Origin of the sequence: Micromonospora sp. CA-248212, from assembly GCF_050948405.1 — a bacterium.
Classification (GTDB): Bacteria; Actinomycetota; Actinomycetes; order Mycobacteriales; family Micromonosporaceae; genus Micromonospora.
Genome location: NZ_CP192023.1, coordinates 1,448,585 through 1,470,067, shown reverse-complemented (window position 1 = coordinate 1,470,067; position 21,483 = coordinate 1,448,585). Strand labels below are relative to the sequence as shown.

The following is a 21,483-nucleotide window of genomic DNA, read 5'->3' as shown; positions in this document are numbered from 1 at the left end:
CGGCCAGCGCGGGCCGTCGCACGGCGCGCATCGCTGGTCAGACGGCGGCCAGGACCGCGGCCTCCAGGCGGGCCCGGGTGGCGTCGTCCGGCCAGCCGCCCACGAGGTAGAAGGCGTCGACGACGTCCGCGCCGAGGGTCGAGATCCGTGCGGCCCGGACCAGGGCACCCGCCTCGTCGAGCGCGCCGGCCACCCGGTAGAGCAGCCCGGCGGCGTCGGCCGCGCGAAGTTCGAGCAGGACGGCGTCGGTGGCCGCCTCGCGGTGCCAGACGACCCGGGGTGCGGCGCCGCTGCCCCGGGCGGCGAGCGCACGACCCCGCAGCCGTTGGGTGACGGACACGTCGCCGGCGACCGCGCGGCGCAGGTCGGCACGGAGCGGGACCGGGTCGGCCGGTAGGCCGTAGCGGGGTTGCACCCGGCACTCGACGAGCGCTCGGCCGTCGACCACCGAGGCGTCGGCGGAGAGCACCTCCAGTCGGTGCAGGGCGAGGCAGCCGGCCACCGTGGCGAGCAGTCCCCGCCGGTCGGCGGCGGCCACCGCCACCCGGTCTCCGGTGAGGTGGACGACCGGCAGCGGCCCGGCCAGCAGCGCCGGGTCCGGGGCCGGGGGCTCGGGCAGCACACCGGTGTCCAGGGCGGTACGGACGCGGGCGACCAGTTCGGCGACGAGTCGGCCCTTCCAGTCCGACCAGGCGGCCGGGCCGGTGGCGGCGGCGTCGGCGCGGACGAGGGCGTGCAGCAGGTCGAGCGTGCCGGTGTCGCCCACCGCCTCGGCGACCGACGCGATGGTCACCGGATCGGCGAGGTCCCGCCGGGTGGCCACGTCCGGCAGGAGCAGGTGCAGCCGGACGAGCGTGCCGATCAGCGCCACCTCCGGGGCGGGCAGCCCGACGCGGGTCGCCACCGTCTCGGCGAGCGGCACCCCGACGGTGCTGTGGTCGCCGGGCAGGCCCTTGCCGATGTCGTGCAGCAGGGCGCCGAGCAGCAGCAGGTCGGGACGGTCCACCTCGCGGGCGTGCCGGCTGGCCTCGTGGGCGGCCTGCACGAGGTGCCGGTCGAGGGTGTATCGGTGCACCGGGTTGTGCTGGGGCAGGCTGCGCAGCCGGGTCCACTCGGGCAGCCAGCCGTCCACCAGCCCGTACCTGTCGCAGGTTTCCCAGGCCGGCACCAGGCCGGGACCGGCGCCCAGCAGCGTGGTGAGCGCGGCCCGGGCCTCGGCCGGCCAGGGCGCGGGCAGCGGAGGGCAGTACGCGGCCAGCCACTCGCAGGTGGCCCGCGCGATCGGCAGTCGGGTGGTGGCCGCCGCGGCGGCCACCCGCAGGGACAGGCTCGGGTCGGGGCGCGCGCCGATCGCCGTCCGGGCCAGCACCAGCTCGCCGTCGTGCTCGACCACGTCCCGGGCCACGGGCCGACGTACCGGGCTGCCGTTCCCACCCCGGGAGCGGCCCGAGCGCAGCCGGTCGGCGGCGCGGAAGGCGTCGTCGAGGGCGTGGCTGACCGTGCGGGCGTCCCCGGCCACCCGCCGCAGGAGGGCGTCGCCGTCTTCCAGACCGAGCAGCGCGGCGACGCCGTCGCGTTCCTGGGCGACCAGTCGGTCGACCCGGCGGCCGACCTGCTGGTGCAGGGCGTCACGGGTGTCCAGCAGCCGCAGGTGGGCGGCGCGGACGGCGGGACGCAGCGCGTCGGTGATCCCGGCGGCGGAGATCGCGCGCAGCAACCCCACGTCGCGCAGCCCGCCGGCGGCCTCCTTGAGGTCGCCTTCGAGGAGGAAGGCCAGCTCGCCGTGCGCCTGCCAGCGGGCGACGGTGATCTCACGCAGCCCCGGGAGCTGCCGCACGGCGGTCCGTCGCCAGTGGTCGGCGGCGGTGCGGGTCAGGGCGTCGGCCAGGGCCTGGTCGCCGGCCACCAGGCGGGCGTCGAGCAGCCCGAGGGCGACCTTGACGTCGTCCTGGGCCACCGACAGGGCCTCGGAGACGGTCCGCACGGAGTGGTCGAGGCGCAGTCCGGCGTCCCAGATCGGATACCAGACCGAGGCGGCCAACTCGTCCGTGCCGGGCACTCCGGCGTGCAGCAGCACCAGGTCGAGGTCGCCGTAGGGGGCGCACTGCCGCCGCCCCAGGCCCCCGACGGCCATCAGCGCGACACCGTCGCGCACGGGCAGCAGCCCACGCAGGAACTCGTCGTACGCGGCCGCCCGCCCCACTCGGGCGGCCTCCCCGATCCCCCCGGGTACGCCGACGACCTCGTTGATCAAGAGGTTCGCGTCACCGTTCTCGGCGTTTCCTGACGCGTTCTTCTTGATCAACGAGGTCATGTCAGTCGTGGTCCGGATCAGAGGGCGTCGAGGCCGCGTTCGCCGGTACGTACCCGGACGACCTCTTCGACACCGGTGACCCAGACCTTGCCGTCGCCGATCTTGCCCGTACGGGCGGCGCCGACAATGGCGTCCACGATCTTTTCCACGTCGATCTCGTCGGTGAGCACCTCGACCCGGATCTTGGGCAGGAACTCGACCGTGTACTCGGCACCCCGGTAGACCTCGGTGTGCCCCTTCTGCCGTCCGTACCCCTGGACCTCGCTGACGGTCAGCCCGGCCACGCCCAGGGCGTGCAGAGCCTCCTTCACCGCGTCCAGCTGGTACGGCTTGATGACCGCGGTCACCAGCTTCATGTCCAACCCCTCCATCTAAGGAACGTTAACCGGCGACCTTGGCGCTGACCGGCTCGGTGGAGTCGGTCTCGGGAGCGGCGGTGCTCGGCGCGCCACCGGGGGTGCCGATGCCGGCCATCGCGAACGCGCCACCCGTGCCGCCGCCGGACGGGGACAGGTCGTAGCTGCTCTCGGCGTGCTCGGCGATGTCGATGCCCTCGACCTCGGCCTCGTTCTTGACGCGGAAGCCGATCGTCTTCTCGATGACGAAGGCGAGCACCCAGGCGATGCCGAACGACCAGGCGGTGACGATCAGGCCGGCCAGGGCCTGCCGACCGAGCTGGGTCACGCCGCCACCGTAGAACAGGCCGTCGGAGGCGCCGACCACGTCGCTGATCGCGGCGTTGACCGAGTTGGTGGCGAACAGGCCGAGCCAGAGCGAGCCGATCCAGCCACCGACGAAGTGCACGCCGACCACGTCGAGGGAGTCGTCGTAGCCCAGCTTGTACTTCAGGCTGACGGCGAGCGCGCACACGATGCCGGCGACGATGCCGAGCAGGACGGACGCCCACGGGGCGATGAAGCCACAGGCCGGGGTGATGGCGACCAGGCCGGCGACCGCGCCGGACGAGGCACCGACCATGGTCGGCTTGCGGTCCTTGACCCACTCGACCGCGATCCAGCCGAGCACCGCGGCGGCGGTGGCGAGCTGGGTGTTGATGAAGGCGAGACCGGCGACCCCGTCGACGGTCAGCTCCGAGCCGGCGTTGAAGCCGAACCAGCCGAACCACAGCAGACCGGCGCCGAGCGCGACGAGCGGGATGTTGTGCGGCTTCATGCCCTCGCGGGGCCAGCCGAGACGCTTGCCGAGCACCAGTGCCACGGCCAGGGCCGCCGCACCGGCGTTGATGTGCACCGCGGTACCGCCGGCGAAGTCCAGCGCGTGGATGTCACCGCCGATGATGCCGCCGCCCCACACCCAGTGGGCGACCGGGAAGTAGACCAGGGTGGCCCAGCCGAACGCGAACAGCAGCCAGCCGGCGAACTTGGCCCGGTCGGCGATGGCACCGCTGATCAGCGCGACGGTGATCACGGCGAAGACCATCTGGAAGGCCATGAACACGTAGAGCGGAATGCCGATGCCGCTGGGGTTCTCCGTCGTCGCGCCCCACAGGTCGGTCTCGGCGAGGAAGGTCTTGGTGCCGAGGTACGCGCCCGGGTCGCCCCAGAAGCCGTTCACGTCGGTCCCGAAGGCGACGCTGAAGCCGTAAAACCACCACAGAATAGAGATGAGCCCGATGGCGGAGAAGCTCATCATCATCATGTTGAGTACGCCCTTGGCCCGGTTGAGGCCGCCGTAGAACAGCGCCAGTCCCGGGGTCATGAGCAGCACGAGCGCGGTCGAAACCAGCAGCCACGTAGTATTGGCGCCGTCGATCGTCGGTGCTTCAGGCACGCTGGCCTCCTAAAGGTGAAGTCCTCCTTCGCGGCTTTCCGGGGCAGCGTCGCCCGTAGGCCGGTTGCGCGGAAGCTTTGTTGCCGGCTGTTTCACCCAGGGTCCCGTGCGGGTTTCCAATTCGTGACGGCTTGTTTCGTACGTGTCACGGAGTCCGCACAGTCGGCGGCATGGACAATGGTGGATCGTTCGGACGGCGCACGTCGATGGCTGACCGGCCAGGCCCATCGACCGGTCCGCTTGACGGGCCCGGCCGAGCATCGACCGGTCCGCGCTCAGCGGAGGGCGTTCTCCAGAGCGTGCCGCTCGTAGTCGAGCAGCCGCAGGTCGCGCATCGGACGCCGCAGGTGCCCCTTGTGCACGATCCGGACGAACGCCGGCTCACCGGCGGCGGCCATCCGGCGGATGCCCTCGACGTGATCCACGATCCGCTTGCGGATGGTGCGGATCAGTCGGTGCCGGTCCCGCGGGATCAACCCGTACGCGTCGGCGAACAGACGCAGCCGGCGCGGGCGGTCCGGGTGCTTCCAGCCCAGGGTGATCGAGTCCCGGTCGGCGAAGATCGGCACCCACGTCCACGCCGCGTACGCCACGTCGTAGATCCGCGCGCCGGGCGAGGCGAGGTCGAAGTCGATCAGCCCGAGGGTGCCGTCCGGACGCCAGATCACGTTGTGCGGGGCGGCGTCGTGGTGGCAGATCACCTCGGTGTCCGGCGGCGGAGGGCCGAACGAGCGCCAGACGGCCCCCGTCGGCGGGGCGAAGCCGTACTGCGCGTCGTGGAACATCCGCAGCATGGTGGCGACGGTGACCAGCGCCTCGTCGGTCACCCAGTGCGGGGCGAGCGGGTACTCCCCGCACTCCCCCTCCAGGTACGACAGCACCTCACGGTTGCGCTCGTCCATCCCGAGCGCCCGCGGAGCGCCGGTGAAGCCGACGTACTCCAGGTGCCGGAGCAGGGCGTGCACAGACGGGGTCCACGGCCCGGCGTTGCGACGGACCGTGTCGCCGACCCGGACCACGGTGCTCACGTTCCCGCCGTGCAGCGGGATCTCCTGCGAAGTCACGTACGGTCTCCCGAGGCGCTGCGAGGAATGGCCGGGATCACGCCAGCCCGCGTACGCGCGATCGTCACTGGTCACCCGAGACTACGCGTCCCGTCCAGCGGGCTCGGTGCCCAGCAGCGCGTCGACGAACTGCGCCGGGTCGAACGGCGCGAGGTCGTCCTTGCCCTCGCCGAGACCGACGAGCTTGACCGGGATGCCGAGCTTGCGCTGTACGGCGATCACGATGCCGCCCTTGGCGGTGCCGTCGAGCTTGGTCAGCACCACGCCGGTCACGTTGACCACCTCGGTGAAGACCCGGGCCTGCTCCAGACCGTTCTGGCCGGTCGTGGCGTCGAGGATGAGCAGCGTCTCGTCGATCGGTCCCTGCTTCTCCACGACGCGTTTGACCTTGCCCAGCTCGTCCATCAGGCCGACCTTGTTCTGCAGGCGACCGGCGGTGTCGATGAGCACCGTGTCCACGCCGGTGTCGATGCCCCGCTTGACGGCGTCGAAGGCCACGCTGGCCGGGTCGGCCGCCTCGGGGCCCCGCACGGTCTCCGCGCCGACCCGTTCGCCCCAGGTCTGCAACTGGTCGGCGGCGGCGGCCCGGAAGGTGTCGGCGGCGCCGAGCAGCACGGTACGGCCGTCGGCGACCAGCACCCGGGCGACCTTGCCGCACGTGGTGGTCTTGCCGGCGCCGTTGACGCCGACGACCAGCACGACCGCCGGCACGCCGTCCTTGGGGGCGGTGCGCAGCGAACGGTCCATGCTCGGGTCGAGGGCGTTGACCAGCTCGGCGGCGAGCAGCGCGCGCAGCTCACCGGCCGAGCGGGTGCCCAGCACGCGGGTCTGCTCGCGCAGCCGGTCGACGATGTCGCGGGTCGCGTCGACGCCGACGTCGGCGGTGATCAGGCTGTCCTCGATCTCCTCCCAGACGTCCTCGTCGAGGTGGTCGCGGGCGAGCAGGCCGAGCAGGCCCTTGCCGAACACGTTCTGCGAGCGCGACAGGCGGGAGCGGAGCCGGACCAGCCGCCCGGCGGTCGGCTCGGGGACCTCGACCTGCGGTTCGAGCACCGGCGGCGGCTCGACCAGGACACCGGTGGACAGATCGGACTCTGGTGCCTCGACCGGCGGACCGGCGAGATCCTCTTCGGCCCGGGTGTCGACCTCGGTGCGCGGCAGCGGAGGCTCGGGCCGCCGCCGCAGACGGGGCACGACCAGCCCGACTGTGCCGACGATCAGCACACCGAGCAGGACCAGAGCGAGGACGAGATATTCGGCCATGCCGGAATCCTGTCAGATGCCGGCGACGCCGTCCCAGCCACCGCACCCGGCCGGTGTCCGGAAACCGGCGGTAGGCTCGCGTCATGCCCGCCGCACACCTCCTGATCGGCCCACTTCTGCGGCGAGTGGTCGACACTCGGGCGACGATCTGGGTGGAGACCGCCGCGCCCGCCGTGGTCACCGTCCGCACCGCCGACGGCGCCACCGGCACCGCGCCCACCTTCTCGGCGTACGACCACCACTACGCCCTCGTCGTGGTGGAGGGCCTCACCCCGGACAGCACCACCACGTACGAGGTGCTGGTCGACGACGAGTTGGTGTGGCCCGTGGAGAGCAGCGGCTTCCCGCCCAGCGTCATCCGTACCCGGGCGGTCGACGACCTGGACCAGCCGGTCAACCTGATCTTCGGTTCGTGTCGCGAGACCACCCAGCACGCCACCACCCGCAAGCTCCCGCCGGACGCCCTGGACGCGTACGCCCGGCGGTCGATGGCGGACCCGGAGTCGAACCCGCTGCCGGACCTGCTGGTGCTCCTCGGTGACCAGGTGTACGCCGATGTCACCTCACCGACCGTGCGTCGGCTGCTGCGCCGACGCCGTCGGCGGCCGAAGGGCGCTCCGGCCGACCAGGTGGTGAGCTTCGACGAGTACACGAAGCTCTACCTGGAGTCGTGGCGTGATCCGGAGATCCGCTGGCTGCTCTCCACCGTGCCCAGCGTGATGATCTTCGACGATCACGAGATCATCGACGACTGGAACACCTCGGCGTCGTGGCGTGCCGAGATGCGCGAGCAGCCGTGGTGGGCCGAACGGATCGGCAGCGGGCTGGCCTCGTACTGGGTCTACCAGCACCTGGGCAACCTCGCGCCGGACGAGATCGCCGCCGACCCGGTCTTCGCCAAGGTCGTCGCCGCCGAGGACGCCACCGGCGTGCTGCGCGAGTTCGGGCACCGGGTCGACCAGGAGGCCGACCTGGCACACGACACCGAGCGCTGGCGGGCCGTGCAGTACCAGTGGAGCTACGCGCTCGACCTGGGGCGTACCCGACTGGTCATGCTCGACAACAGGTGCAGCCGGGTGCTCGAGCCGGGCAGCCGGGCGATGCTGCCGCCGGGTGAGTGGTCGTGGTTCCTGGACCAGGCCCACGGCGTCTACGACCACCTCGTGGTGGGCGCCTCGCTGCCCTGGCTGCTGCCCCAGGGCATCCACCACATCGAGGCGTGGAACGAGAAGCTGGCCGACTCGCGCCGGCCGTGGGTGGCCCGGACGGCCGAGAAGCTGCGCCGGGCTCTCGATCTGGAGCACTGGGCGGCGTTCCGACGGTCCTTCGAGGCGCTCGGTGAGACGTTCGCCCGGATCGGCACCGGCACGCCGAGAGCGCCCGGCGCACGGGTCGGCGCCGGCCCGGCGTACGCCCCACCGGCGTCGATCAGCGTGCTCTCCGGGGACGTGCACCACTCGTACGTGGCCCGGGCCCGGTTCGCCGACCCCGCGGTGGTCACGCCGGTGCACCAGCTCACCTGCTCGCCGATCCACAACCAGGTGCCGGCCGGCATCCGACCGCTGATGAAGATGGGCTGGTCGTCGGGCCCGGCGGGGGCCACCCGGGCGCTGGCCCGCTCGGCGGGTGTCCGGCGGCCGGGGGTGCGCTGGCGCAAGCTGGCCGGGCCCTACTTCGGCAATGCGGTCGCCACTCTGACCCACCGGGGCCGGCAGGCTGAGGTGATCATCGAGGGTACGACCAGCGACGGGCACCTACGCCCGGTGATGAGCCGCCGCCTCTCCGGCGACGGGTGACCGGGCCTCGCCGTACTCTCTAGGCCGTGAGCGAGCATCAGCCGGAACCGATCCGGGCCGTCGAGCACGAGCTGACCGCGCTGCTGCGTCGCGGGCGGGCGGTCTCCTGGGAGATCGCCCGCGAGGTGCACCCGACCCTCGAACCGAACACCTACGGGCTGCTGCTCTGGTTGCGGCGCAGCGGGTCGATCCGGCTGACCGAGCTGGCGGCGCGGCTCGGCGTGGGCAAGGGAACGCTCAGCCGGCAGATCAACGGGTTGGAGGCACTCGGCCTGGTGCACCGCGAGCCCGACCCGAGTGACCGGCGGGCGGCGCAGATCAGCCTCACCGAGGAGGGCCAGCGACGGTTCGACGTGGCCCGGTCCGCCCGGTTGGGCGAGTTCCTGCGGGCGCTGGACGACTGGCCGGCCCGGGACGTGGAGGAGTTCGCTCGGCTCCTCGGCCGGTTCAACGATTCCTGGAGATGACCCGTGACGTGGGGAATGTTGTCACCTTCTCCCCAGTTGTTGCTTGAGGCAACCAAAGCGTCAAGGCTGGAGGCACCACACGATGACCCAGGCGACAGCGTCCCGAGCGCCCGCCGTCGACATGACCCACCGGCAGATCCTGGAGGCCCTCTCCGGGCTGCTGCTTGGCATGTTCGTCGCGATCCTCTCCTCCACGGTCGTCTCGAACGCGCTGCCGCGGATCATCACGGAGCTGCACGGCGGTCAGTCCGCCTACACCTGGGTGGTCACCTCGGCGCTGCTCGCGACCACCGCGACCACCCCAATTTGGGGCAAACTAGCCGATTTGACCAGTAAGAAGACACTGGTCCAGCTCGCCCTGGGCATCTACGTCTTGGGCTCGGTGCTGGCCGGCCTGGCGCAGGGCACCAGCGAGCTGATCGCCTGCCGGGTGCTCCAGGGCGTCGGCGCCGGTGGCCTCACCGCGCTGGCCCAGGTGATCCTGGCGACGATCATCGCGCCGCGCGAGCGGGGCCGCTACAGCGGCTACCTGGGCGCCGTGATGGCCGTCGGCACCATCGGCGGCCCGCTGATCGGCGGCGTGATCGTCGACACCTCGTGGCTCGGCTGGCGCTGGTGCTTCTACGTCGGCGTGCCGTTCGCCATCGCCGCGCTCGTCGTGCTCCAGAAGACCCTGCACCTGCCGGTGGTCAAGCGCCGGGCACAGATCGACTGGTGGGGCGCCACCCTGATCACGGCGGCGGTCTCGGTGCTGCTGATCTGGGTCTCCCTGGCCGGCGACCAGTTCGCCTGGGCGTCCTGGCAGACCGTCGCCATGGTGCTCGGCGCCCTGCTCCTCGGCGCGCTCGCCATCCGGGTGGAGACCCGCGCCGCCGAGCCGATGATCCCGCCGCGGCTGTTCCGCAACCGGACGATCACCCTCGCCGTCGTCGCCAGCGTCGCGGTGGGCGTGGGCCTGTTCGGCGCGTCGATCTTCCTGGGCCAGTACTTCCAGATCAGCCGGGGCGAGTCCCCGACGATGGCCGGCCTGATGACCCTGCCGATGATCCTCGGCCTGCTGGTCGCCTCGACCGTGGGCGGACGGATCATCACGAAGACCGGCCGCTGGAAGCGGTTCCTGGTAGCCGGTTCGGCGCTGCTCACCGTCGGCTTCGCGCTCATGGGCACGCTGCGCGCGGACACCAGCTACGCCCTGCTCAGCGTCTACATGCTGCTGGTCGGCGTCGGCCTGGGCCTCACCATGCAGAACCTCGTCCTCGCCGTGCAGAACACCGTCGGCACGCACGAGCTCGGCGCGGCCAGCTCGGTGGTGGCGTTCTTCCGCAGCCTGGGCGGCGCGATCGGCGTCTCCGCCCTCGGCGCGGTCCTCGCCCACAAGGTCAAGGACTACACCGCCGACGGACTGTCCCAGCTCGGCATCCCCGCGTCCAGCTCCGGCAGCGGCGGCACCCTGCCCGACGTGCACGCCCTGCCCGGCCCGCTGCGGGTGGTGGTGGAGGCCGCGTACGGCCACGGCGCCGGTGACATCTTCCTGGCCGCCGCCCCGTTCGCGCTGATCGCGTTGATCGCCGTGCTCTTCATCAAGGAAGTGCCGCTGCGGCAGCACAACGGCAGCCCGGTTTCCGGCGGGGGCGAGCGGGAATCGAATCCTGTCGTAGGCGCTGGCGCGGTGCCCGCCGGTGAGCAGAGGTGAGGTAGAGCCATGGGCGTGGGAGCACCGGACCGCGAGGAGTACGGCCCCCGGGTCAGCTCGCTTCCCTTCGAGCGCGGCACCGACGGCCCGAGGGTGATCATGGTGGGCGTCGACGGCACCCGCACCTCCGGGCGGGCCGGCTCCTACGCCGCAGGGCTGGCCCGCCGCCAGGGCGCCGCGCTCGTGGTGGTCTTCGTCAGCTCGGCGAGCGGCCTCACCTCCCTGGTGCCCGGGATGGACGCCGGCGCGGTCCAGCGCACCCACGACGAGCTGGCCGACGAGCTGCGCCGGGAGTGCCGACGCGGGGCCGAGCAGCTGGGCATTCCGGTGACGCTGCTGTGCCGACGCGGCGACGCGTACGCCGAGCTGTGTGCGGCGGCCGACGAGTTCCGGGCCGACATGGTCGTGGTGGGCGCGTCCGAACAGGCCGGGCACCGGCTGGTCGGCTCGGTCGCCACCCGGCTGGTTCGCAAGGGGCACTGGCCCGTCGTCGTGGTGCCCTGAATAACCCGTCGCGTGTTGTCCCACGTCCCGGGCAGGATGCGCGCCATGACGTGGACCGCACCGGAGCTCACCCGGACCCCCGAACCGTACGTCGGCGACGAGCGCACGATGCTCGACGGCTGGCTCGACTACCACCGGCAGACACTGCTGCTCAAGTGCGCGGGCCTCACCGAGGAGCAGTTGCGCACGCCGAGCGTCGAGCCGTCCGGGCTGACCCTGCTCGGCCTCGTCCGGCACCTCGCCGAGGTGGAGGCGTGGTGGTTCCGGGAGTGCTTCGCCGGCGAGCGGGTCGACTACCCGTACTTCACGCCCGAGAACCCGGACGCCGACCACGACGTGAGCGCCGCCGACGCCGAGGCGGACTTCGCCACCTTCCACCGGGAGGTGGCACTGGCCCGCGCGGTCGCCGCCGGGCACTCCCTCGACGAGACGTTCATCGAGGTCGGCAGCAAGAAGCGCACCTTCAACCTGCGCTGGTTGTACGTGCACATGATCGAGGAGTACGCCCGGCACAACGGCCACGCCGACCTGATCCGGGAACGCATCGACGGCGTCACCGGCGAGTGACCCCATCCGCCCGGCCGCCAGCGTGTGCGCGCCCAGCGGCGTAGGCAGCACCGACGAACCGGCGGGGTCGGGTAGGTCGGCACCAGGCGGGCCCAGCCACCCGCTTCCAGGGCCTGTTTCATAAGGGCGGTCGAGCCGAGGCGGAGTCCGGGCGGCGGGACAGCCCAGGTCGGGGCCGGGTAGCCCCGACCTCGCCGCCGCGCGTCTGACCGCGCCAGGGTGCGCCTGCGACGGTCTTCGACAGCTAACGGCGTCGGCGGTGTTTTCTGCGCCCCTGTTCGGGAGTCGGTGGCCGCACTTCGTCGAAGCTGTAGTCGGCCTGTTGGTTCGCCGGGCGCGCTGATGACTGGACGCCTGCCACGTCATGCTGCCAACTGTTGGTCGTGATGCTCATGGAGTCCATCTGTTGTGTCGTGTAGCTGATGGCTTCCTGGTTGACGCTGCTGCTGCCGTACTGATAGTTCGGCGCGCTGACGACTCGGGCGTAGTCGTGGTAATTGGACAGGCTCGGGCCGGCGGAGGAAGGGTTGGGACCTCCGCTCTCGGAGTATCCGGTGTATCGGGAGGCATCGGTGGTGGGCTGGTTGAAGCCGTAGGACGCGCTCGTCCCGTAGTCAGATGTGTACCCACTGACGTCGTGGGAGGGATGGGATCGTTGGAGCGCGAGCGGCGGCTGGGCCTCGACCGCATAGGGATTTACGCTCGGGTACCTCAGATCCGGTCCTGCCGGTCCTGGACCGGCGTACTGGAATTGCGCCGAGGACGCAAACTCGTACGGATTTTGCGCATAGTCGCCCTGCGGCGCAGGGTCGGCGGCGTACTGCCCGGAGGGCGCCGAATAGGCAAGGGCGGGTGCTCCTGGTGCGGGCAGCCGGTTGCCAAGCGGGTCGAGAACCTGGTCGTGCTGGCGGGCCTCGGCGGGAACGCCCGGTCGCCAGCCCGCCGGCAGACTGATCCTGGCCGCCGCCGCCTGTTCCGGGTTGGCACCATAGGGGAAGCGGTCGGGGTGTGACTGTAGGAAGCAGTTCCCGCCCTCTCTGGGCAGGGTGTACGAACCTCTGGGGAGTCCATGGGCATCGGTGAAATCGTTCAACACAGCCACGGTCATGTTTGAACTGCTGGCGTGGGCGAGCCGGCCGGTGTCGCGAGCCCAGGCTTGCAGGAGTCGGTCATCGACGATGCATGGATTGTCGATGACTTCCTGGTAGGCGGCGGGCGTAAAGGTTCTCACCCAGCCGGCGGGCAGGGGAATTTTTTGAGCTGCCGCCTGGGTCATGTCGGCACCATAGGGCGCGCGGTCCGGGTGTGACTCCACGAAATATTCACGACCCACTTTGGCGAGAGTGTAATACCCGTTGGGCAATCCGTGGGCAGTGGCGAAGTCGTTCAACACCCCCTGTCTCAAGTTCGCCAGTCCAGATTTCGGGTCAGCGAGTCGGCCGGTCTCCCGCGCCCAGGCCAAGGCGAGCCGGCCGTCGACGATGCCGGGGCTGAATATGACGTCCAGGTAGGCGGCCGGCGCATAGGGTTTTCCCCCGCGAGGGAAAACTGCATCCTCTTCGCCGCTGCCCACGCTCGATCGGCACCGTTGGGGAAATTCTCGCGGTGTGCCCGCAGCCGATATGACTTCGTCGATACGGCGCTGCCGCGACCGTCGTAGGTGAGGGTGTATGAGGCCGGGGGGAGCCCGTGGTCGGCGGCGAAGTCCACCAACATGTCCCGGCCGACTTTGTCGATTGTTCCCGAAGCGGGGAGTCGGCCGGTCGCCCGCGCCCATCTTACGAGGAGTTTGACATCGGCGACTTCTGGGTTGTCGATGACCTCATCGTAAGCCAGCCTTTCATAATTTCGCCCCCAGCCGTCGGGTGGGCGGATCCTGATGGGTGCCGCAGAATTTGGGTCCGCGCCGCCGGGAAAAAGATCCGGGTTCGATTGCAGCCGGTAAGACTTCGGCGAGTAGACCGAGCCTTCGCCGCTGTAGATGAGGGTGTACGAGCCTGCGGGTAGCCCGTGTGCGGTGGCAAAATCGTTCACCACCCCCGGAGTCACCCTGGCTATGTCCAAGCGGGACAGACGACCCGTTTCATGCGCCCAGGCCGCTACTAGCAGGGGATCGGCGAGCCCAGGTAAATCAATGACCTCCTGATACGCCGCCGCTGTGAAAACACGCCCCCATCCGGCGGGCGGTCGAATTCGCTGAGCTGCCACAGCTCCCAGGTTGACGCCGCCAGGGGCACGCTCAGGATGGTCCTGCAGGAGGTGTTCGGAACCCTTCCGCTTCAGTGTGTAGTAGCCGGAGGGGAGCCCGTGAGAATCGGCAAAGTCGTCCAACACTTTCTGGTTCAGGTCAGTGTATTTCCTGGTTTTGGGATTCAATCTGCCGGAGGCGTGTGCCCAGGCCATCACGAGGCGGGCATCGGCGACGCCAGGGTCGGCGATGACCTCGTCGTAGGCCATCGGATCATAAGCTCTGGGGCGTCGGGGCATGTTTCTGCTCCTCTCGTACGGGTGGCCGGGTCCAACTCCCCTACGGTGCGCCCATCACGAAAGTTCACCGCGTCACCGGGTCAAGTCGAATCAATGCGGGGCCGGGAGCTACGGCCGTTCCTGCCGGCGTGCCCGGACACGTACCCGGGCTGACCGCTGGAGGGGGCCGGTCGCAGTCACCGACCACCGCCGGCCGTCTGCACTGGGAACAGTCAGCTCCACGCGCCCAGTCCAGCCCGGCCGTTCACGGTCACCCAGGTCCCCGGCCTGCGCTGATCGTTCCTCACGCCGCCAGCGCGGCCCGCAGGTAGCGCAGGTCGGCGTGGCCGCCCCAGCGGTGGGCCGACAGCCCGGCGGCGCGGGCGCCCCGTACCGCCCAGTCCTCGTCGTCGACGAAGAGCACCCGGGCCGGTGGGGTGGCCAGCGCCTGGCAGGCGGCCTGGAAGTACTCCGGAGCGGGCTTGTGCACGCCGAGGGTGGACGAGTTGACCACCACGTCGAACTCGCCGACCAGGCCGAGCACGGCGAGGTCGGCGTCGAGCAGGTCGGTGGCGTTGGTGCCCAGGCCGACGGGAATGCCGGCGGCGCGCACCTCCCGGACGAAGTCGAGCACCTCGGTGTCCACCTCGCCCCGGTAGCGCTGCCACTGCTCGACGGCCGCGCGGGCCCGGTCCGGCCCGCCGGCCGGCTCAGCGAGCGCGTCGGCCACGCTGCTCACCCAGTCGGCGTGGCTGACCTGGCCGGTGAGCACCGGCTGGAGCCTCCCCCACTGCATGGCGATCTCGGTGAGCACCCCTTCGGAGAGGCCGTACTCCCGCTCGACGTCGGCGGCCACCGCCGGGTCCCACCGGCGCAGTACGCCGTCGAAGTCCAGCAGGAGCGCCTTCGCGCGTTCCCGAGCCACTACCCGTTCTCCTCGCCGCGGCCGGGCCGCTGGTCGTCCTCGTCGGTTCGGTTGAGCCGTTGACTGATCACCTGGGTGACCCCGCTGCGCATGGTCACCCCGTAGAGCGCGTCGGCGATCTCCATCGTCCGCTTCTGGTGCGTGATGACGATCAGCTGACTCTTCTCCCGCAACTGTGCCAGCAGCGTGATGAGCCGGCCCAGGTTCACGTCGTCCAGGGCCGCCTCCACCTCGTCCATGATGTAGAACGGGCTGGGCCGGGCGCGGAAGATCGCCACGAGCATGGCCACGGCGGTCAGCGACCGCTCGCCACCGGAGAGCAGCGACAGGCGCTTGATCTTCTTGCCCGGCGGGCGGGCCTCGACCTCGACGCCGGTGGTGAGCAGGTCCTCGGGGTCGGTGAGGATGAGCCGGCCCTCGCCGCCGGGGAAGAGCACCGTGAACACCTGCTGGAACTCGCGCGCGGTGTCCTCGAAGGCGCTGGCGAAGACCTCCAGGATCCGCTCGTCCACGTCCTTGACGACGGTGAGCAGGTCCCGTCGGGTGGCCTTGAGGTCCTCCAACTGCTCGGAGAGGAACTTGAAGCGCTCCTCCAGCGCCGCGAACTCCTCCAACGCGAGGGGGTTGACCTTGCCGAGCAGGGCGAGTTCGCGTTCCGCCTTGGCGGCCCGTTTCTCCTGCACCGGCCGCTCGTAGCGCACCGGCTCGGGCACCGGCAGACCGTCGCGTTCGGCGGCGGCCACGTCGACCTGGGTCGGTGGGACGAGCTGGCTCGGGCCGTACTCGGCGACGAGGGTCTCCACGTCCAGCCCGAAGTCCTCGGCGGCCTTCGCCTCCAGTTGCTCGATCCGCAGCCGCTGCTCCGCGCGGGCCACCTCGTCGCGGTGCACCTGGCTGGTCAGCCGCTCCAGCTCGGCGCCGAGGCGCTTGGCCGCTCCGCGTACCTCCTGAAGCTCCGCCTCGCGGGCGGCGCGTTCGCGCGCGACGGCGTCGCGGTGCTGCTCGGCCGTCGCGATCGACGTGGTGAGCCGGGTGAGCGCCGCGCGCGCTCCGCCCGCCACGGCCCGGGCGATGCCCGCGCCCCGGGCGCGCGCGGCCCGCCGGGCGGCGGCGCGTTCGCGCGCGGCACGTTCCGCGGTGGCCTGCCGGGCGAGCGAGTCGGCCCGGCCGGCGATCGAGGAGACGCGCTCTTCGGCGGTACGCACCGCGAGCCGGACCTCCATCTCGTTCTGCCGGGCCTGCGGCACCATGGCGGCGAGCTGGTCCCGCTCCTCGGTGGAGGGCTCGGCGTCGACCGGGGTCTCCTCGGCCAGCCGCAGCCGCTCCTGGAGCTCGTCGAGCGTGGCGAGATCCCGCTGCCGGGCGGCCTCGGCGCGCGCGTGGGACTCGCCGAGCCGGTCGGTCTCCGCCTTGGCGGAACGGGCGGCCGCGCCCAGCTCGGCGAGCCGGCGGGCGGCGGCGTTGCGGTGGCTCTCCGCCTCCCGCTTCTCGGCGGCGGCGTGCTGCACGGCCTCCTTCGCGGTCGTCACCTCGGCGCGCGCCTCGACGAGCTGGTCGCGCAGCTCCGCGCCGGTCCGCTCGGCGGTGAGCCGGTTGGCGCGGGCCTCCTCGACGGCCGCCTGCACCTCGATGTAGCTGGGCGCCTTGGCCGACCCGCCGGCCGCCGCGTACGCCCCGACCACGTCACCGTCCGGCGTGACGGCCCGCAGCTCGGGGTTGCCGGCGACCAGCTCGGCCGCCGCCGCGAGATCGTCGACGAGCGCCACGTCACGCAGCGCCCGGTGCACCGCCGGCCGGATGTCGGGCGCGCACTCCACCAGGTCGGGAGCCCAGCGGGCGCCGTCGGGGAGCTTCGGGCGCAGCGCATCGGCCGATCCGGTCATGCCGGGCCCGGCGGGGCTGCCGACCAGCAGACCGGCCCGCCCGGCGTCGGAGATCTTGAGCAGCCGCATCGCCTCGACGGCCTCGTCCACCCCGCTGACGGCGACCGCGTCGGCGAGACCGCCGAGCGCGGCGGCCAACGCGGCCTCGTGTCCGGGCGCGACGGTGAGCAGCCCGGCCAGGCTGCCGAGCAGGCCGGGTACGTCCCCGGCGCGGGCCAGCAGCGCCCCGGCGCCGTCCTTGCGCCGCAGGCCCAGCGCCAGGGCCTCCTCGCGGGCCTTCCAGGTGGCGGCGTCCTTTTCCGCGGCCCGCTCGGCGTCGGCAAGCGACCGGACGGCCGCCTGGGCGCGCTCCTGGACGGCGAGCGCCTCGGCGTGCCGGGCGTCCAGGTCCGCGTTGTCCCGGTCCGCCTCGGTGGACTGGGCGGCGACCTCGTCCAGGTCGGCCTGCGCCTGTTCGGCGCGACCCAGCGCGTCGGCGTGCGCGACGGCGAGGCGTTCGATCTCCTCACCGGCGCTGGTGGTCCGGGCGCGGGCCGAGTTGACCTGGCCGGTGAGGCGGGCCAGGCCCTCGCGTCGGTCGGCGATGGCCTTGGCGGCGGCGACCAGCTCGCGCTCGGCGGCGGCGAGCTGCCGTTCCAGCTCCTGGCGGTGCTCGACCGCCTCGGCCAGCCGGATCTGGTCGTCGGTGAGCGCCGCGCGCAGCTCCTCCTCCTGCTCGCGGACGCGCTCGGCCTCGGCCTCCAACTGGTCGGGGTCGCGGCCGGGCCGTTCGTCGTCGCCGCTGGCGCTGAGGTGCCGCAGCCGCTCCCGGGCGAGCTGTTCGATCGAGCGGAACCGCTCCTGCAGCGCGGACAGCTTGTACCAGGTGTCCTGCGCCGCGGCGAGCAGCGGCGCGTCCTCGGCGAGGGCGGCCTCCAACTCGCCGAGCCGGCCCTGCACCTCGGCGTGTTCGCCCTCGATCTGCTCGCGACGCTCCCGCAGCGCGGTCTCGTCGGCGATCTCCCGGTCGAGCGTGGTCCGCAGGGTGGCCAGGTCGTCGGCGAGCAGCCGCAGCCGGGCGTCGCGCAGGTTGGCCTGGATGGCGGCCGCCCGGCGGGCGACCTCGGCCTGCCGGCCGAGCGGCTTGAGCTGACGGCGCAGCTCGGCGGTGAGGTCGGTGAGCCGGTTCAGGTTGGTTTGCATCGCGTCGAGCTTGCGCAGCGCCTTTTCCTTGCGCTTGCGGTGCTTGAGGACGCCAGCCGCCTCCTCGATGAACGAGCGGCGGTCTTCCGGCTTGGCGTGCAGCATGCCGTCCAGGCGGCCCTGCCCGACGATGATGTGCATCTCCCGGCCGATGCCGGAGTCGGACAGCAGCTCCTGGATGTCGAGAAGTCGGCAGGTGTTGCCGTTGATCTCGTACTCGCTCTCGCCCGAGCGGAACATCCGGCGGGTGATGGAGACCTCGGTGTACTCGATCGGCAGCGCGCCGTCGGTGTTGTCGATGGTGAGGGTGACCTCGGCGCGGCCCAGCGGGGCACGGCCGGCGGTGCCGGCGAAGATGACGTCCTCCATCTTGCCGCCGCGCAGCGCCTTGGCGCCCTGTTCGCCGAGCACCCAGGCGATGGCGTCGACGACGTTCGACTTGCCGGAGCCGTTCGGGCCCACCACGCAGGTGATCCCGGGCTCCAGCTTCAACGTCGTGGCGGAGGCGAAGGACTTGAAGCCCTTCACCGTCAGGCTCTTGAGATACACCTTCTCGATCCTCGTCCGGTGGCCGCCGTACCGTCGCCGGCTGCGGGGACCTGGGTGAACCCGCAGACTAACCCGGTGACGGCACCCGCCCGGCACGCGACCCGCCCCGGCCGGGGCGACGACCCGCGCTCCCCGTCAGGCGGGAGGTGGCCCTGGTCTCGTCGCGGCGGTGGCGGAAAGACAAACACCGCTCATGATCGAAAGGTGCCAGCCGGCGTTCTGTCGAAACTGCGGGAGCGCTTGAGAGCGAGCCAGTTACAAGATCATAAATCGTCGGCCGTGAAAGGGGCCGGACAGCGTTGCGCGCCGGCACACGAGTGTCGGCGCGCATTTTTGCGGTGGTGCTGCGATTCAGTTTTCCAACCCCGAAGATCAGGTCAGCGCCGGCTCGGCGAGACGGAGCAGGTCGTCCGCTTCCGCCGCAGCCGCCGCGAGCCGATCATTGTCGGCACGCAGACGCGTGATCTCGAACTCCAGTGCCTGAACCCTGGCACGCAGTCGGGTGACCTCGTCGAGCAGACGCCGGTCGGGCGCTGCACCTACGTGGCCGTAGAGGGCCTTCGCCATGCTGACTCCTTGATATGCGCTGCCGGAAAGGCCGGCCAAGCGCGCGCCCATTAAGTACGCGGCTGTCATTCCAGGTGTATCTGGGCATGACCGGGCGCGACTGGCGACACCTATATATTGAGCCGCAAACCCCTCCTTCGTCAAGTTCTCGCAGGCCGTAGATCATCTCCACGTCGACCTGTCCACTTGTCGGGGGGGCTGCCGCAAGGCACGGACACGCTCTGTCCGGACGCCTTCACTGTACGCCCGTATTCCCGGAAGTCACCGCCTTGGCGTCCGACTTCCTCTTAACTCTTCCTTAGCCACGTTGCCGCAGGTCGCGGGCGAGTCGTAGCGTCACCCGGGCCCACAACCGACCCCGTGGAGGCAGAGGCGTGTACGGCTGGACCGACCCGATGGACCCGAACGGCGCCGCCCGGCGCGCCGAGCGGCCGACCGACGAGCCGGACTGGCTGACAGACCGCCCGGAGCCCCGCTCGGCGTACCTGTTCGGGGACGACCCCGACCAGCCCGCTGACGAGTGGCACGCCGCCGAGCCCTCCCCCCGCTGGGAAGCCGCCCCCGTGGACGCGCCGACCACGAGCTGGCCGGGACACGCCCGAGGCGACGAACCGACCGGTGACACCCGGGCGACTGAGGTCACGGACGGGTGGCGCGCCGGGACCGACGCGTACCCCACCGGAGGCCGGAACACGCAGGCCGCCGGCGACGGGCGGACCGGCACCGGACGGCACCGCTCGCCGCGGAACTGGCGTCGCCCGCTCATGATCGGCGGCGCGGCCGCGACGGCCACCCTCGTGGTGAGCATCGGCGTCGGCGCGCTCGCGATGCCCGGCGGCAACGGCACGGCCGACGAGCCGACCGCCGTCGACGACACCGTCGCCGCCGCGCCCGCGGTCCCCACCGAGCAGGCGACCAGCGACACCCCGGCCCCACCGTCGGCGACCAGCTCGCCCAGCCCGGCACGGCCGAGCCCGTCGCCGAGCAAGGTCGTCAAGCCCACCCCCGCCTCGTCGCGGACCACCGCCACGTCCCGCCGCAGCGTCGATCGCAGCACCGCGCCGAGCACCGCCAGCGGCACCGTCAGCGACCAGGCCCGCGAGGTGGTGGACCTGGTCAACGCCGAGCGGGCCAAGGCCGGCTGCAAGGCGCTCAGCATCGACGACAAGTTGATGACCGCCGCGCAGCGGCACAGCCAGGACCAGGCCGACCACAGCAAGATGACGCACACCGGCAGCGACGGCAGCGACACGGGCGTCCGGCTGGACCGCGTCGGCTACGCGTGGCGCACCTACGGCGAGAACGTGGCGTGGAACCAGAAGACGCCGGCCGCCGTGATGGATGCCTGGATGAACAGCTCCGGGCACCGCGCCAACATCCTGAACTGCGCGTTCACCGAGATCGGCGTCGGCATCGCCAGCAGCGACGGGCCGTACTGGACGCAGGTCTTCGCGGCGCCGCGCTGACCGCGCGTCGTCCGCGCCCCCGCGCTCGTTGACCCGGTTGGGTACGCCGGGGTACACGGCGGCGTGCCGGTGGGGGCGGCGACGGGCCGCCCGGGACCCGGGAGCTGCCGATGCGGATCCGGCCGCGGCGACGTCGCGCCGCACGCCCGCTACGCCGGATCGCGTCGGCCGCCGTCGCGCTCGTCCTGGTGCTGCCGGCGTACGGCTGCCGGCGCGAGCTGACCCCGCCCGGCGCGCCCACCCCCTGGCCGGCCGCCCAGTCCCGCCACTGGCAGTGGCAGTGGCAACTCGACGGCCCGCTCGACGAGACGGTGGACGCGGACGTCTTCCTGCTCGACCCGGTGGCGACCACGGCGGCGCAGACGGCCGAGCTGCGCGCCCGGGACCGACGGCTGATCTGCCAGGTGGCGGTCGGCACGGTGCGCCCGACCGACCCGGACGCCAGCCGACTGCCCGCCGTCGCGCTCGGCGCTCCCGGTCGACAGTCCGGCAGTCGGTGGCTGGACGTACGGGCCTGGGACGCGCTGGAGCCGGTGCTGACCGACCGGTTCCGGCTGTGCCGGGGCAAGGGCTTCGGCGCGGTGGCGCTGGCCGACGCCGACGGGTACGCGCACCGCAGTGGTTTCCCCCTGGCGTTCGACGATCAACTGCTGTTCAACCGCCGGCTGGCCCGCCTGGCCCGCTCGCTGGACCTCTCCCCCGGGCTGGTCAACGACGTGCCGCAGCTCGCGGCCCTGGCACCCGACTTCGACTTCGTGGTCAACGAGGAGTGCGTCCGGCTCGACCAGTGCGCCAAGCTGCTGCCGTTCGCGGACGCCGGCAAACCGGTCTTCCACGTCGAGTACGTCGGCACGACCGACGACTTCTGCGTCACCACGGTCGGCTACGGCTTCGCGTCGATCCGCAAGGACCGGGAGTTGGACGCCTGGCGGGAGCCCTGCCCGCTGCCGTGACCGCCCGGCGCCCCCGTGCACGCCGGTAAGGCA

The 21,483-nt window shown here is 71.8% G+C and carries 17 protein-coding genes; 7 read left to right on the top strand and 10 right to left on the bottom strand.

Going from position 1 to position 21,483, the window contains the following annotated elements:
• Nucleotides 1–37: 37 nt before the first annotated feature.
• The 5 genes from ACQP03_RS06920 to ftsY all read right to left on the bottom strand — a co-directional run bounded on the left by ACQP03_RS06920 (nucleotide 38) and on the right by ftsY (nucleotide 6,432).
• Nucleotides 38–2,314 carry a [protein-PII] uridylyltransferase gene (locus tag ACQP03_RS06920; RefSeq protein ID WP_357173280.1) on the bottom strand — a complete coding sequence of 759 codons (2,277 nt, stop codon included), beginning with the start codon at nucleotides 2,312–2,314 and terminating at the stop codon, nucleotides 38–40.
• Between the two features lie 17 nt (nucleotides 2,315–2,331).
• Nucleotides 2,332–2,670, bottom strand: coding sequence for a P-II family nitrogen regulator (locus ACQP03_RS06915; protein ID WP_007456507.1), 339 nt, complete (start codon nucleotides 2,668–2,670; stop codon nucleotides 2,332–2,334).
• A gap of 25 nt (nucleotides 2,671–2,695) precedes the next feature.
• Nucleotides 2,696–4,105 (bottom strand): ammonium transporter, encoded by a 1,410-nt coding sequence (locus tag ACQP03_RS06910; protein WP_357131075.1) that lies wholly within the window; start codon nucleotides 4,103–4,105, stop codon nucleotides 2,696–2,698.
• Between the two features lie 275 nt (nucleotides 4,106–4,380).
• Entirely contained in the window at nucleotides 4,381–5,244 is an 864-nt protein-coding gene (locus tag ACQP03_RS06905) for an aminoglycoside phosphotransferase family protein (RefSeq protein WP_357131078.1), read from the bottom strand.
• 6 nt (nucleotides 5,245–5,250) lie between these two features.
• Nucleotides 5,251–6,432, bottom strand: a complete 1,182-nt coding sequence (gene ftsY, locus ACQP03_RS06900) for a signal recognition particle-docking protein FtsY (protein WP_357131081.1) — start codon at nucleotides 6,430–6,432, stop codon at nucleotides 5,251–5,253.
• Nucleotides 6,433–6,515: 83 nt separating this feature from the next.
• Here ftsY and ACQP03_RS06895 point away from each other — a divergent pair, with 83 nt between their 5' ends.
• The 5 genes from ACQP03_RS06895 to ACQP03_RS06875 all read left to right on the top strand — a co-directional run bounded on the left by ACQP03_RS06895 (nucleotide 6,516) and on the right by ACQP03_RS06875 (nucleotide 11,459).
• Nucleotides 6,516–8,228, top strand: a complete 1,713-nt coding sequence (locus ACQP03_RS06895; RefSeq protein WP_363660828.1) for an alkaline phosphatase D family protein — start codon at nucleotides 6,516–6,518, stop codon at nucleotides 8,226–8,228.
• Between the two features lie 26 nt (nucleotides 8,229–8,254).
• Nucleotides 8,255–8,695 (top strand): MarR family winged helix-turn-helix transcriptional regulator, encoded by a 441-nt coding sequence (locus tag ACQP03_RS06890; protein WP_357131086.1) that lies wholly within the window; start codon nucleotides 8,255–8,257, stop codon nucleotides 8,693–8,695.
• An 82-nt stretch (nucleotides 8,696–8,777) separates the two neighbouring features.
• On the top strand, nucleotides 8,778–10,388 hold the full coding sequence (locus tag ACQP03_RS06885; RefSeq protein WP_357131089.1) for an MDR family MFS transporter: 1,611 nt from the start codon (nucleotides 8,778–8,780) through the stop codon (nucleotides 10,386–10,388).
• 9 nt (nucleotides 10,389–10,397) lie between these two features.
• On the top strand, nucleotides 10,398–10,892 hold the full coding sequence (locus ACQP03_RS06880; protein WP_355051558.1) for a universal stress protein: 495 nt from the start codon (nucleotides 10,398–10,400) through the stop codon (nucleotides 10,890–10,892).
• Nucleotides 10,893–10,937: 45 nt separating this feature from the next.
• The gene (locus tag ACQP03_RS06875) at nucleotides 10,938–11,459 is read left to right on the top strand and encodes a DinB family protein (protein ID WP_357131092.1); all 522 of its coding nucleotides are present in this window, start codon (nucleotides 10,938–10,940) and stop codon (nucleotides 11,457–11,459) included.
• Between the two features lie 244 nt (nucleotides 11,460–11,703).
• Here the strand turns inward: ACQP03_RS06875 and ACQP03_RS06870 are convergent, their stop codons facing one another.
• From ACQP03_RS06870 to ACQP03_RS06850, 5 genes are all read right to left on the bottom strand, one after another.
• Entirely contained in the window at nucleotides 11,704–12,849 is a 1,146-nt protein-coding gene (locus ACQP03_RS06870) for a hypothetical protein (RefSeq protein WP_363660827.1), read from the bottom strand.
• An 11-nt stretch (nucleotides 12,850–12,860) separates the two neighbouring features.
• On the bottom strand, nucleotides 12,861–13,916 hold the full coding sequence (locus ACQP03_RS06865) for a hypothetical protein (RefSeq protein ID WP_363660826.1): 1,056 nt from the start codon (nucleotides 13,914–13,916) through the stop codon (nucleotides 12,861–12,863).
• Nucleotides 13,917–14,229: 313 nt separating this feature from the next.
• Nucleotides 14,230–14,850: an HAD family hydrolase gene (locus tag ACQP03_RS06860; RefSeq protein WP_357131098.1), complete on the bottom strand. Its 621-nt coding sequence runs from the start codon at nucleotides 14,848–14,850 to the stop codon at nucleotides 14,230–14,232.
• Nucleotides 14,850–18,464, bottom strand: a complete 3,615-nt coding sequence (gene smc / locus ACQP03_RS06855; protein ID WP_357173264.1) for a chromosome segregation protein SMC — start codon at nucleotides 18,462–18,464, stop codon at nucleotides 14,850–14,852. The genes ACQP03_RS06860 and smc overlap by 1 nt, the downstream gene beginning before the upstream one ends.
• Before the next feature lie 372 nt (nucleotides 18,465–18,836).
• On the bottom strand, nucleotides 18,837–19,031 hold the full coding sequence (locus ACQP03_RS06850; protein WP_007456482.1) for a hypothetical protein: 195 nt from the start codon (nucleotides 19,029–19,031) through the stop codon (nucleotides 18,837–18,839).
• Nucleotides 19,032–19,405: 374 nt separating this feature from the next.
• Here ACQP03_RS06850 and ACQP03_RS06845 point away from each other — a divergent pair, with 374 nt between their 5' ends.
• Nucleotides 19,406–20,497: a CAP domain-containing protein gene (locus ACQP03_RS06845; protein ID WP_433460586.1), complete on the top strand. Its 1,092-nt coding sequence runs from the start codon at nucleotides 19,406–19,408 to the stop codon at nucleotides 20,495–20,497.
• 110 nt (nucleotides 20,498–20,607) lie between these two features.
• Nucleotides 20,608–21,450: an endo alpha-1,4 polygalactosaminidase gene (locus ACQP03_RS06840; protein ID WP_357131107.1), complete on the top strand. Its 843-nt coding sequence runs from the start codon at nucleotides 20,608–20,610 to the stop codon at nucleotides 21,448–21,450.
• Nucleotides 21,451–21,483: the final 33 nt, after the last annotated feature.